This window comes from Paraburkholderia sp. RL17-383-BIF-A, assembly GCF_046028015.1.
Lineage (GTDB): Bacteria > Pseudomonadota > Gammaproteobacteria > Burkholderiales > Burkholderiaceae > Paraburkholderia.
Genome location: NZ_JARESR010000031.1, coordinates 85,378 through 97,848, shown reverse-complemented (window position 1 = coordinate 97,848; position 12,471 = coordinate 85,378). Strand labels below are relative to the sequence as shown.

The following is a 12,471-nucleotide window of genomic DNA, read 5'->3' as shown; positions in this document are numbered from 1 at the left end:
ATCGGCTAAGATCGTGCGATCGAGGCGCCCGCAAAGCGCCGCCCGCCGGCCCGAGACTGACCGGCTATCAAGCAAGTTTCCCCACTGTTATCAACGAGATAGCGCGGCACGCCCAGTTGGCCGCGGATTTGAAAACCATGCAAACCCAAACCCATCCGCTGATTGCTCCGACGCTCGGCACCGCCCGCAACCTGACGAGTTTCCACTACGGTCCGGGCGGCGGCCAGAAGATTTACATCCAGTCGTCGCTGCATGCCGACGAGCTGCCCGGCATGCTGGTCTCGTGGGCACTGCGCCGCAAGCTGACGGCGCTGGAAGCGGCCGGCAAGATTCGCGGCGAAGTCGTGATCGTGCCGGTGGCCAATCCGATCGGCCTGAATCAGCACTTTCTCGGCCATCTGACCGGGCGTTTCGAAACCAACACGGCCCAGAACTTCAACCGCAATTTCCACGATCTGTCGGCGCTGGTGCAGCCGGTGATCGAGTCGCGCCTGACCGACAATCTCGACGCAAACCGCACGGCGATCCGCACGGCCATGCGTGAGGCGCTCGACGCGCAAACGCCGCAGACCGAACTCGAATCGCAGCGCCTCGCGCTGCAAAAGCTTTCATACGACGCCGACGTCGTGCTCGATCTGCATTGCGACTGGGAAGCGGCGATGCACCTCTACACGAACCCGGACCTGTGGCCGGAAGTCGAGCCGCTCGCCTGCTACCTGGACGCCAAGGCATCGCTGCTCGCGCTCAATTCGGTGGGCAATCCGTTCGACGAAATTCACAGCTTCTGCTGGTCGGATCTGCGTGGCCGCTACGGCGACCGCTTCCCGATTCCGAACGGGTCGATCTCGGTCACGATCGAACTGCGCGGCCAGCGCGAAGTGTCGTACGAGTACGCCGACCATGATGCGCAGGCGATCATCGAATACCTGACCTCGCGTGGCGTGATCGACGGCACGGCTGCCGCGCTGCCGCCGCTCGAATTCGCCGCCACGCCGCTCGCCGGCGCCGAGCCGATCGTCGCACCGATCAGCGGCGTGCTGGTGTATCGCTGTGAAGTCGGCACCTGGGTCGACGTGGGTCATGAGATCGCCGATATCGTCGATCCGCTGACGGAGCAAGTCGTCACGCTCAAGAGCAGCGTGGCCGGCGTGCTGTACGCACGGCATTTGACGCGCTTTGCGACGGCCGGTCTGGAATTCGCGCGCATTGCCGGTGCGAAGGCGTTCCGCAGCGGCTCGCTGTTGAGCAACTAAGGCAAAAATCTCGCTCGTGCCGCCTTATCGCGCGGCACGACCGCGAGAGTTCGAGCCGCAATGCAAATCGCCCGCTGAAACAGCGGGCGATTTGCATTTATGCGGCATCAGTCAAACCATGCTCAGAAAGCCGGGATGATCGCGCCTTTGAATTGCGTATCGATGTACTTGCGCACTTCGTCCGATTCGTACGCCGCCACCAGCTTCTTCACCCACGGCTGATTGCGATCCTGCTCGCGCACCGCGATCAGATTCGCGTACGGGCCTTTCAGGTCTTCGATCGCGATTGCGTCTTTGGTCGGTTGCAGTCCGGCCTTGACCGCGTAATCGGTATTGATCGAAGCCGCGTCGAGGTCGCCGAGCGCACGCGGCAATTGCGCGGCATCGAGTTCCACCAGCTTGATCTTCTTCGGATTTTCAGCGACATCGAGCGGCGTCGCGTTCACGCCGTTCGTGCCGACGCCCGGCTTCAGTTTGATCACACCGTACTTCTGCAAAAGCAGCAGCGCGCGATTGCCGTTGGACGGGTCATTCTGGATGCCGACCTTCGCGCCTTCCGGCAAGTCCTTGAGCGACTTGAGTTTCTTCGAATAGAAGCCCATTGGCGACACATAGGTCAAGCCGACGTTGACGATCTTGTAGCCGCGCTGCTTGATCTGGCTGTCGAGAAACGGCTGGTGCTGAAAGCCGTTGGCGTCGAGGTCGCCCGCGTCGAGCGCAGCGTTCGGCTGCACATAATCGTTGAATTCGATGACTTTGACGTTCAGACCTTCGCGCGCCGCCACTTTCGTCACGACCGACCAGATTTGCGCGTCCGGGCCGCTCATCGTGCCGATCTTGAGTTGTTTGTCGTCCGCGTGCGCGAACGTGGCCGTCAGCGAAAAGGCGGCGATGGCGAGCAGGTTCTGGAGGATTGTCCGGCGTTGCATGCGTCTTCCTACATGTGATGTGTTGGTAGGCGCGCATCGTCGCATGCGGCTGTGACGGCGGAAAACCAATCGTTTTTCACACGCTTATATGCACGAGCGGGAAAAAGCTTATACGCGCATGCCCTGCTCGATTTCAGCTGGCGAGGCTATGTGAGTGTCGCGCTCACGCGACAGATTCGGAAAATAAGCAAAGCTGTCACATACCTTACTCTGCGTTCCCTTAAATTTCGGGCCATCGCACGACCCGGCCAAAGAGCCCGGCGTCGCGATCGCTTAATTTTTAATCGGAGAAAGTCTTGAACAAAAAAGTATTTGCCGCCGCTACTCTCGCCGTCTTCGCCTCCGCTGCTCACGCGCAAAGCAGTGTCACCCTGTACGGCCTGATCGACGCCGGTATCAGCTACGTGAACAACTCGAAGACCGCAACGGGCCACGACAACCTCTTCAAGTACGACGACGGCGTCGCACAAGGCAGCCGTTGGGGCCTGCGCGGCACGGAAGACCTGGGTGGCGGCCTGAAGGCGCTGTTCGTGTTGGAGAACGGATTTAACAGCGGCAACGGCACGCTCGGCCAGGGCGGCGCGCTGTTCGGCCGTCAGGCGTTTGTCGGTCTGTCGCAGAACGGCGTCGGCTCGCTGACGTTCGGCCGTCAGTACTCGTTTTCGACGGACTATCTGGGCGGCAACTACTCGACCGGCGGCCAGACCGTCGCGGGCAACTACGCTTACCATATCAACGACGTCGACCAGTTGACGTCGAGCCGTATCAACAACGCAGTCAAGTTCAGCAGCGCGAATTTCGCGGGCCTGACCTTCGGCGCGATGTACGGCTTCTCGAACCAGGCTGGCGCATTCGCCGGCGCGCCGGCAACCGGCACGACCGCTGCACCGGTCGCGGGTTCGTCGCGCGCTTACAGCTTCGGCTTGAACTACGCAAACGGCCCGTTCGGCGTTGGCGCGGCATACACGGACATCCGGTATCCGGGTCAGGCAACCCCGACGTTCTCGACGGCCATGGCCAACGTGACGACGGGCACGGTCCGCGATCTGCGCACGTTCGGCGTGGGCGGCCGCTACTCGATCGGCGCGGCGACGCTGTGGGCGTTGTATACGAACACGCGCTTCGAACCGATCTCGGGCAGCTCGACGACGTTCACCGCGTACGAAGCGGGCGCGAAGTACGCGTTCACGCCGGCACTGACGGCAGGCGCGGGCTACACGTACATGCACCTGAGCGACGCGAGCACCGGCCACTGGAACCAGGTGGACCTGAGCGTCGACTACGCGCTGAGCAAGCGTACGGACGTGTATGCACTGGGTATCTATCAGATCGCTGCCGGCCGCAACAAGGGCCAGGATCTGCAGGCGCAGATCGGTTCGAGCACGAGCTACTTCAGCACGTCGGGCACGGGGTCGGACAACCAGCTGGCGTTCCGCGTCGGTATCCGTCATAAGTTCTAAGCGGGTTTCTCTCTGCAGGGAACGCGAATTCCTTGCTGGATTGAGAGTCTGGAAAAACGCCCTGCGGGGCGTTTTTCTTTTGGGACGACACAAGGACGTTCGCCGTACCCCACACACCACCCCACTTCTTCTTTAGATGCAAAAAACCGCTTGACTATCTATCTAGTAGTAGATAAAGTTCGCTCATGGAAACGACCCCGACAGTCCGCGAGCAGATTCTCGATCACGCCATCACGTTGATGATGCAGCGTGGCTACAACGGTTTCAGCTACCGCGACCTGTCCGAACTGGTCGGCGTCAAGACTTCGAGCATCCACTACTATTACCCGTCGAAAGACGATCTGGTGCTGGAGGCGGTCAACGAATACAGCAAGGAAGTGCTAGCTGCGCTGCACGCAATCGACGCCAAACTGCCGGCCAATACGAAGCTCAGCAAGTACACCCGGCTGTTTGGCAAAACGCTCGGCGACGGCGACCAGATTTGTCTGTGCGGCATGCTGGCGTCGGATATCGCGTCGTTGCCGGAGAACATTCGTGAGGCGATTCAGGCGTTTTTCAAAGCCAACGAAAAGTGGCTGGCGCAAGTGCTCGCACAAGGCGCGCAGGAGCGCACGCTGGTAGTGAACGGCAAGCCCGAGGCCGCCGCGCGTGCGCTGTACGCCGCGTATCAAGGCAGTGTGCTAGCAAGCCGGTTGTTCGGAACGAAGGCCCGGCTGGAAGATGTAGAAGCATCGTGGAAGAAATCGCAGTAGAGCTGTTACGGAGGTGGGCATCCGCCTCTTTATTTTTATCTTGCAGTCTACCTATAAGTAGATAGACTGCAAGCATGAGTTACCGGCGCGGATCACGCGTCCTTTTTTAGCCTCATTTATCTATCTAGTAGTAGATACCCAACTGAAGGAGTTGACCATGACCAAGATCGACAACGTGCTGTACCGCGCTCACGCCAAGGCAACCGGTGGCCGTGACGGCCGCGCCGTGGTGCCCGAAGGCAACCTCGACCTGAAGCTGACCACGCCGAAGCAACTCGGCGGTGCCGGTGGCGAGGGCACCAATCCTGAGCAACTGTTCGCGGCCGGCTACAGCGCGTGCTTCGTCGGTGCGATGAAGTTCGTCGCCGCGCGCGAGCGCATCGCGATTCCCGCTGACGTTTCCGTCGAGGGCAGCGTCGGCATCGGCGCGATCCCGAATGGCTTCGGAATCGAAGTGGAGTTGAAGATCTCGCTGCCCGGCATGGCGCAAGACGCGGCGCAGGCGCTCGTCGACAAGGCGCACATCGTGTGTCCGTATTCGAACGCTACGCGCAACAACATCGCCGTCACGCTCACGCTCGTCTAATCCCAAGCCCTCTTCCTGACTATTGCGCTCACCGGAGTTCATCATGATCAAGTTCGTCCCCGTGCTGCTGGCCTCTGCCCTCGCCTTCGGTTCCGCTTTTGCGGCAAGCCCCGCTGCACAAGCCACCCCCGACCGCTTAACGTCCGGCTTGCTGAGTGCGCTGAACAGCGGCAAGGGTCCCGCGATCAATACCTTGCCGCCTGCCCAGGCACGGCAAGTTCTGGTCGATGCACAGAACGGCGTGAAAGTCGATCTGTCGGGTATCGACGTCTCCAATCGCACCATCGAGCAGGACGGCATCAGCGTGCCGCTGACGATCGTCCGTCCGCACGGCGCAAGCGGAACGTTGCCCGTGTTCATGTTCTTCCACGGTGGCGGCTGGATACTCGGCGACTTCCAGACTCACGAGCGTCTGGTGCGCGATCTGGTGGTGCAATCGGGCGCCGTCGCGGTCTTCGTGAACTACACGCCTTCGCCGGAGGCTCGCTATCCGGTCGCGATCAACCAGGGCTATGCCGCCACGAAGTGGGTTGCCGCGCACGGCGACGAAATCGGCGTGGACGGCAATCGCCTCGCCGTGGTCGGCAACAGCGTCGGCGGCAACATGGCCGCGGTGGTGAGCCTGATGGCGAAAGACAAGCAAGGCCCGGCAATCCGCTTCCAGGGATTGATGTGGCCCGTCACGGACAATAATTTCAACGACGGCTCGTACAATCAGTTCCAGCAAGGCCACTTTCTGACCCGGCCGATGATGAAGTGGTTCTGGGACGCCTACACGAAAGATCCGAAGCAGCGCAACGAGATCTATGCGTCGCCGCTGCGCGCAACGACGGAGCAGTTGAAAGGCTTGCCGCCGGCGCTGATTCAGGTCGCCGAATCCGACGTGCTGCGTGACGAAGGCGAAGCTTACGGCCGCAAGCTCGACGCAGCCGGTGACGAAGTGGCCACCGTCCGTTACGACGGCACGATTCACGACTTCGGGTTGCTCAACGCGCTGGCCGAAGATGCGCCGACCAAAGCGGCCACGCGGCAACTCGCTAACGAACTGAAGCAACGTCTGCAGTAAGGCCCGCAGTAAAGCCTTTGGCAAGCGGCTGCGGCGCGGGTATCGTCGATACTCGCGCCGCGGCTGATCCGGCTCGCACGCTATGCGGTATCGTGCTGGTTCCGGTCATCCGACCATGCCGACGCCAGGGAGCAGCACGCCATGACCACCACGCCGCAGACCATTGAAATCGAAACCGCACCGAATCCTGAATTTGCCGTGATCCTGCTGCATGGTCTCGGTGCCGACGCCAACGACTTCGTGCCGCTGGTGCCGGAATTGCGTCTCGCCAATGAACCCGCCGTGCGTTTCGTGTTTCCCAACGCGCCGGAGATGGCGGTGACCGCGAACAACGGCTACGTGATGCGCGCGTGGTACGACATCCGCTCGTTCCAGTCGATCGAGCGCCAGGTCGACGAGGCGGGCATCGAAGCGTCTTGCGCATCCGTGCGGCAACTGATCGCCGGGCAGAACGAGCGCGGCATTCCGACCTCGAAAATATTTCTCGCCGGCTTTTCGCAGGGTGGCGCGATGACATACACAGTGGGGCTCACGCATCCGGCGACGCTTGGCGGGTTGATCGTCATGTCAGGTTACTTGCCCTCCAGAGCCTTTATCCAGCGTCACCTCGCACCCGCGAACCACGCAACGCCGATCTTTGCCGCGCACGGCGAATACGACGAGGTATTGCCGATCCAGCTCGGCGAGGCCGCGCGCGACTTTGCGCTGGCGCAGGGCAACAAGGTCGAATGGCATGCCTATCCGATGGAACATTCCGTGTGCGGTGAAGAAGTCGCCGCACTGCGCGAGTGGCTCGGTGCGCGTATCGCGGCACTGGCGTAGAGCGCCGGGCGCGCCGAACTCTTTCAGAATCTTGCGGCGGCAGCGGCCGGTCGCCCGCACCGCCTCGCGATCCACCTGACGGACGTCAAGAAATCCCGCACCTTTAGGCATTTGAAGTCTGGTACGCTGCGCCCTTTGCTACCGCTTGAATTGGACTCGATGGAAACCCCTTTCAATGATCGTGGCGTGTCGGTCACGCGCAATGCACTCTCGGCCGCCGGTCAGGTCTTTCCGCTGCGCGATATCGTGAGCGTGCAGGTCGTCACCGTGCAGAAGAACAAGGCCTTGCCACTCGCGATTTCGCTCGTCGGCCTCGCCGGCGCTATTGTCGGCGGGATATTGCGCTCGCCAGTCGGCATGGTGTGCGGCACGATGCTGGCCGTGGTCGGCTGGCTCACCTGGGCGACTCAGGACATCACCCATCGCCTGATGGTGCAAACCGCGAATGGCGAGCGCGAAGCGCTGATGAGCACCGATCGTGATTTCGTCGAGCGCGTCGGCGCGGCCGTGAACGAAGCCAAAAGCACAGCCGCCACGCCGAAGGTCTGACGGCGCGCTCAGCCACGCGCCGCGCCGCACGGGGCAAGCGTGGGGCAGATGGCCCACGTGGGCCACACGCCGCGCAGCGGCAAATTGCCACCCGCCGTGTTAACACAATTTTGATTCGCCGCGCAGCAGCTTTTGCGCGCCGTTGAGGCGCGCGTGGTTAGAGTGAGCTGGTGTCAACAACGCGCCGCCCGCCGGGTCGGCGCAATCACGATGCTCACTTTCGTTGCAACGTCCGATCCCTCCGCCACGCGCAACTCGCGCACGCCGCGCATGGCGCGCCGCACGCATGTGGTCGTGCCGCTCGTCATTATCGAAGTCACCGTGCCCGGCACCTCGTCGGCCAATGGGCGGCGCGCGCTACACGCCGCGCTCGGCGAAGATCTGCGTCTCTATGTCGTCACCGTCGATCAGCAACGCGAGCGCGTGACGTTTCGCGTGGAAGTGACCTCCCGCACCCTCGACGACGTGATCGGCCTGCTGACCGCCGCGCTCGATCGCGCTACGCTTGGCCGCGCGCAGGCAACCGTGATCCGTCGTCCGCGCGAACATTGACGTAGATCGAAACTTGCATGCGCCGCTTTCCCGCCGCATGCAAACCTTCACACATCTTTGCAATTGCGCTCGAGTGGCCATGTAGAGTCGCCGCTCCTGTTATTGCGTGTTCCTTCCCGCAGGCCTGCACGCGTCGCGGTTTCACTGTCCACGCAGGGGCAATCCAGTGAGATTGCTCCCGCGTGTTGTCCGCCTCGCGGCTCGCGATGCCTCGCCTTCGTCAGGGACCGCCTTTTTGCAAAGCGTAATCTATGCTCCTGTCGTCTCCTGGCGCCCCGCGCCGGCATTTGCGCCTCAGCGGGCGCCGTTCTGGCGCGGCCGCGCTCGTCATCACTGCCGCGCTCGTCGCGCTAAGCGGCTGCGCTGTCACCTTCCCCACTCCCACGCCGCCTGCGCCCGCTGCCACGCTGCTCAACGGCGGCAACGACGGCCTGCTGATTCCGCTGCAGGTGGATCGCGCCGACAGGGACCAGGCGCGCCTCGGCTTGCCGATCCAACTCGACGGCAAGGCGGTCTACATGGCACTCGACACGGGCACGCAAGGCGTGCGCGTGCTGAAGTCGGTCTTGCCCGCCACCGCCTATCCGAACGCCGGGCCGGTGAGTTCGCTGCCGTTGACGAACGGCGCACAGGTCTCCGGCGCCGCCGTGAAAATACCGATGAGCATTGCGGGGACGAAGCCGGCGCAGATCGACGCGCAAGCCGTGGACGTGGTGAATTGCCAGTCCACCTCACGGCACTGTGTGGGCATGGACGGTTATACCGCTGAATTCGGCTGGGCGTTTTCCGGTCTATTCGGCATCGGCGCGGCGCAACCGGACGACACCTGCTGCACCCAGCCGCTGCGTGCTCTGCCCGGCAATATCGGCCAACGCTACCTGGTGCATGCGAACTTCGCGAAACCTTTCCTCGTGCTGAGTCCGTCGAACGCAATCACGAAGGACTACACGATGGTGCCGATGACCGTCTTGCAGGACGGCACGACGCAATGGCCGAGAGGTTGCGTCAACGTGGGCGACAAAATGACGTTTTGCGCGCCGCTGGTGTTCGCCACGGCCAGCAGCGACATGATCCGCATCGAAATGGACAAGGCGCCGAACTGGACCGGCGACGACGACATCGGCAAGGTGCTCAACCAGGGCAACTACAATGCGGCCGTGGGCTCGGGCAAATGGGTGCATCGCTATGAAGGCGCGCAGGTCACGATCGTCAAGGCGAAACCGGGCGCCGACCGTATCGTGATCGGCCTGATGGGCATGCAGAATATCGACGTGCTGTTCGACTTCCCGCACGGCCAGATAGGCCTGCGTGCCGCACGCGAGGTCGAGAAGCTCGCGCAGTAAGCGCCGCGGTGGCGAGAGCCACTGCCACAGCCAGCGAAATGAAAAGGCCGCACGACACACCATCGCGCGGCCTTTCCGCTTAAGCCCCACATCGGAGCGCTCAGTTCGCTAATCGATCTCGAGCGGACTCACATGCCAGATGTTGCGCGCATATTCGCCGATCGTGCGATCCGACGAAAACTGCCCCATGCCCGCCACATTCTCGATCGCGCTGTCGGTCCACGCGCGCTTGTCGACGAAGCGCGCGTCCACTTCGTTCTGCGCCTTCGCGAACGCGGCAAAATCGGCCAGCACCATGTAGTGATCGCCCCAGTCGACCAGCGTGTGGAAAATATCCGAGAAGCGCAGCGGATCGTCCGGCGAAAAGAAACCCGTGCGGATCTGGTCGAGCGCCATGCGCAGCTCGGGGTTCTCTTCGTAGATTTGCCGCGGCCGGTAGCCGGTGGCGCGCAGGCTGTCCACTTCGTCGGCGGTATGGCCGAAGATGAAGATGTTCTCGCGCCCCACCGCATCGCAGATCTCAATGTTCGCGCCGTCCATCGTGCCGATCGTCAACGCGCCGTTGAGCGCGAGTTTCATGTTGCCGGTCCCCGATGCTTCCGTGCCCGCCATCGAAATCTGCTCCGACAGATCAGCGGCAGGAATAATCAGTTCTGCCACGCTTACGCCGTAGTTCGGCACGAACACCACTTTCAGGCGGTCGCCGATCAGCGGATCGTGATTGACCTTCTGACTGACATCGCCGATCAGCTTGATGATCGTCTTCGCCATCCGGTATGCTGACGCGGCCTTGCCGGCGAACAGCACCACGCGAGGCACCCAGTCACGCTCGGGATGCGCGCGAATCTGGTTGTAGCGCACGATCACGTGCAGCACGTTGAGCAGTTGCCGCTTGTATTCGTGAATGCGCTTGACCTGCAGATCGAAGAGCGCATCCGGATCGAAACGCAGCTTGGTGTGATGGGCGAGGCGATGCACGAGCCGCAGCTTGTTCTGCCGCTTCGCTTCACGGAAGGCCTCAATAAAACCGCTGTCGTTGCGCAGGTTTCGCAGTTGCTCCAGCTCGAACAGATTGGTGCGCCAGTGCTTGCCGATCTGCTGGTCGATCAGCGACGACAGCGACGGGCTCGCCTGGGCGAGCCAGCGGCGCGGTGTGATGCCGTTCGTGACGTTGGTGAAGCGGTCCGGGTAGATGCGCGCGAAGTCGGCGAAAATATCGCGGGTCATCAGTTGCGAATGCAGCTTCGACACGCCGTTCACCTTCTGACTCGCAACGATCGCCAGATAGGCCATCCGCACGCGCCGCTGCCCGTATTCGTCGACGAGCGAAATGCGGCGGATCATCTCGCCGTCATGCCCCGAATGCTCGCTGACATGCTTGAGAAACTGCGCGTTGATCTCGAAGATGATCTCGAGATGCCGCGGCAACAGGCGCGCGAGCATCTCCACGTCCCACGTCTCGAGCGCTTCGGGCATCAGCGTGTGGTTCGTGTACGAGAAAATCTGCGTGACATGCTTCCACGCCTTATCCCACTGCAGATGATGGACATCCACCAGCAAACGCATCAGCTCGGGAATCGCCAGCACGGGGTGCGTATCGTTCAGATGCACCGCCACCTTTTCGGAGAAGCGGCCGAACGTGCTGTGCGTGCGCTGATAGCGGCGAATCAGATCCTGCATGGTCGCCGAAACGAAAAAGTACTCCTGACGCAGACGCAGTTCGCGGCCGGCCGGCGTCGAGTCGTCCGGATACAGCAGGCGCGAGACGTTCTCCGACATGTTCTTCGTGTCGACCGCGTTGCGGTAGTCGCCGCGATTGAACGCGCCCAGATCGAGCTCTTCGGTCGCGCGCGCCGACCACAGGCGCAGCGTGTTGGTCGCGTCCGTGTCGTAACCGGGAATGACGGTGTCGTAGGCGGTGGCGTTCACGTGCTCCGTGTCGATCCATTCGACATGCTCGCCACGCTGCACCGTGCGCCCGCCGAAGTGAACCATGTACGTGACTTCCGGCCGCGGAAACTCCCACGGATTGCCCGCGCGCAACCAGTAGTCCGGCGCTTCGACCTGCTCGCCGTTGACGATCTCCTGACGGAACATGCCGTATTCGTAACGGATGCCATATCCGAAACCCGGAATGCCGAGCGTCGCCATCGAATCGAGGAAGCAGGCCGCGAGCCGGCCGAGGCCGCCGTTGCCGAGCGCGGCGTCCGGCTCGATATCGGTCAGCGCCTCCATATCGACGCCCAGACTCGCGAGCGCTTCCTTCATCTGGTCGTGGATGCCGAGCGCCAGCAAGGCATTCGTAAAGGTCCGGCCGATCAGGAATTCCATCGACAGGTAGTAGACGCGCTTCACGTCCTGTTCGTACTGCAGGCGCGTGGTCTTCATCCAGCGCGCGACCAGCCGGTCGCGCACGGCAAGCGCCGCGGCGTGCAGCCAGTCATGCGGATGCGCGGTGACGGCGTCCTTGCCGACACCGTACATCATGCGGTTGGAAATTGAGCGCCGTAGCGCGTCGACGGTACTGTTGAGCTGGTCGAATTCCAGATCGACGGCTGTCATCGAAGCCTCCGGGGAAAGAGCGACGCGGCATACGCGAACCGCACAGATGACGGACGGGAGGCGCGTGCCGGTCAGGCGGGTTAAGAATCAGAGTAGGACATTCTACGGCCACCGGGCACCGGCGAGCGCGAGCGCGAGCGCTTGCTCACGCACATGCCATGCCCGCCGACACACGGTAGCACACCGCTTTTTCGCACACGGGCGGTGCAACGCGCGTGTGGATGGCACTGCGCGCGTGCATCGGCTGCGCAAAACAGGCAAACGATTGCGTATCTCCAGATACGCGGTGAGTGAAAGCAACGCCATTATTTTTTCGCGGCATGACGCGCGGATGAATGCGGCTATGGACCAGGTGTGTGGTGGAATGAGAGCGCATCGTCTGCCAGGCGGTTGTGCCGGAAGGCGTGTCACAACGTGCGCACCGGCCAGTTCGTGGACGCCGCCCGGGCTTGACCGTTAGTTGCAATATGAACGTGAAATCGATGCGCTCCGCGCCGTCGTCTTCAGCACGATTTCCGCGCCTCTGTAACAATCGCTACATTCGCCGCGCGCCCTGCCCTGATACGCTTCAAAAACGCCGGATTCAGGCTACGCGCG

The 12,471-nt window shown here is 62.2% G+C and carries 11 protein-coding genes; 9 read left to right on the top strand and 2 right to left on the bottom strand.

Annotated features, from left to right (window positions below; all coding sequences use genetic code 11):
• Positions 1-137: 137 nt before the first annotated feature.
• Positions 138-1,253, top strand: a complete 1,116-nt coding sequence (locus P0D71_RS28345) for a succinylglutamate desuccinylase/aspartoacylase family protein (protein ID WP_408483162.1) — start codon at positions 138-140, stop codon at positions 1,251-1,253.
• A 122-nt stretch (positions 1,254-1,375) separates the two neighbouring features.
• Here the strand turns inward: P0D71_RS28345 and P0D71_RS28340 are convergent, their stop codons facing one another.
• Positions 1,376-2,182, bottom strand: a complete 807-nt coding sequence (locus P0D71_RS28340) for a MetQ/NlpA family ABC transporter substrate-binding protein (protein ID WP_091802796.1) — start codon at positions 2,180-2,182, stop codon at positions 1,376-1,378.
• Between the two features lie 296 nt (positions 2,183-2,478).
• On the opposite strand from P0D71_RS28340, the gene P0D71_RS28335 reads away from it, so the two are divergent.
• The 8 genes from P0D71_RS28335 to P0D71_RS28300 all read left to right on the top strand — a co-directional run bounded on the left by P0D71_RS28335 (position 2,479) and on the right by P0D71_RS28300 (position 9,312).
• Complete coding sequence (locus P0D71_RS28335; RefSeq protein WP_091802799.1) at positions 2,479-3,642, top strand: porin; 1,164 nt, start codon at positions 2,479-2,481, stop codon at positions 3,640-3,642.
• A 185-nt stretch (positions 3,643-3,827) separates the two neighbouring features.
• Positions 3,828-4,394, top strand: a complete 567-nt coding sequence (locus P0D71_RS28330) for a TetR/AcrR family transcriptional regulator (RefSeq protein WP_091802805.1) — start codon at positions 3,828-3,830, stop codon at positions 4,392-4,394.
• Between the two features lie 157 nt (positions 4,395-4,551).
• Positions 4,552-4,980 (top strand): organic hydroperoxide resistance protein, encoded by a 429-nt coding sequence (locus tag P0D71_RS28325; protein ID WP_408299641.1) that lies wholly within the window; start codon positions 4,552-4,554, stop codon positions 4,978-4,980.
• 46 nt (positions 4,981-5,026) lie between these two features.
• Positions 5,027-6,046, top strand: coding sequence for an alpha/beta hydrolase (locus P0D71_RS28320; RefSeq protein WP_408483171.1), 1,020 nt, complete (start codon positions 5,027-5,029; stop codon positions 6,044-6,046).
• A gap of 141 nt (positions 6,047-6,187) precedes the next feature.
• Complete coding sequence (locus P0D71_RS28315; protein WP_408299639.1) at positions 6,188-6,868, top strand: alpha/beta hydrolase; 681 nt, start codon at positions 6,188-6,190, stop codon at positions 6,866-6,868.
• A 159-nt stretch (positions 6,869-7,027) separates the two neighbouring features.
• Complete coding sequence (locus tag P0D71_RS28310) at positions 7,028-7,417, top strand: DUF6232 family protein (RefSeq protein WP_091802814.1); 390 nt, start codon at positions 7,028-7,030, stop codon at positions 7,415-7,417.
• Between the two features lie 210 nt (positions 7,418-7,627).
• Positions 7,628-7,969, top strand: coding sequence for a hypothetical protein (locus P0D71_RS28305; protein WP_408299637.1), 342 nt, complete (start codon positions 7,628-7,630; stop codon positions 7,967-7,969).
• 251 nt (positions 7,970-8,220) lie between these two features.
• Entirely contained in the window at positions 8,221-9,312 is a 1,092-nt protein-coding gene (locus P0D71_RS28300; protein ID WP_408299635.1) for a hypothetical protein, read from the top strand.
• Positions 9,313-9,420: 108 nt separating this feature from the next.
• Here P0D71_RS28300 and P0D71_RS28295 read toward each other — a convergent pair whose 3' ends face one another.
• Positions 9,421-11,874: a glycogen/starch/alpha-glucan phosphorylase gene (locus P0D71_RS28295; protein ID WP_091802822.1), complete on the bottom strand. Its 2,454-nt coding sequence runs from the start codon at positions 11,872-11,874 to the stop codon at positions 9,421-9,423.
• Between the last annotated feature and the right edge of the window lie 597 nt (positions 11,875-12,471).

What these genes read in the sequence shown, in the direction of transcription:
- P0D71_RS28340 (WP_091802796.1), bottom strand. Translation starts at nt 2,182, where the DNA reads ATGCAACGCCGGACAATCCTCCAGAACCTGCTCGCCATCGCCGCCTTT.
- P0D71_RS28330 (WP_091802805.1), top strand. Translation starts at nt 3,828, where the DNA reads ATGGAAACGACCCCGACAGTCCGCGAGCAGATTCTCGATCACGCCATC.
- P0D71_RS28295 (WP_091802822.1), bottom strand. Translation starts at nt 11,874, where the DNA reads ATGACAGCCGTCGATCTGGAATTCGACCAGCTCAACAGTACCGTCGAC.
- P0D71_RS28315 (WP_408299639.1), top strand. Translation starts at nt 6,188, where the DNA reads ATGACCACCACGCCGCAGACCATTGAAATCGAAACCGCACCGAATCCT.
- P0D71_RS28305 (WP_408299637.1), top strand. Translation starts at nt 7,628, where the DNA reads ATGCTCACTTTCGTTGCAACGTCCGATCCCTCCGCCACGCGCAACTCG.
- P0D71_RS28325 (WP_408299641.1), top strand. Translation starts at nt 4,552, where the DNA reads ATGACCAAGATCGACAACGTGCTGTACCGCGCTCACGCCAAGGCAACC.
- P0D71_RS28300 (WP_408299635.1), top strand. Translation starts at nt 8,221, where the DNA reads ATGCTCCTGTCGTCTCCTGGCGCCCCGCGCCGGCATTTGCGCCTCAGC.
- P0D71_RS28345 (WP_408483162.1), top strand. Translation starts at nt 138, where the DNA reads ATGCAAACCCAAACCCATCCGCTGATTGCTCCGACGCTCGGCACCGCC.
- P0D71_RS28310 (WP_091802814.1), top strand. Translation starts at nt 7,028, where the DNA reads ATGGAAACCCCTTTCAATGATCGTGGCGTGTCGGTCACGCGCAATGCA.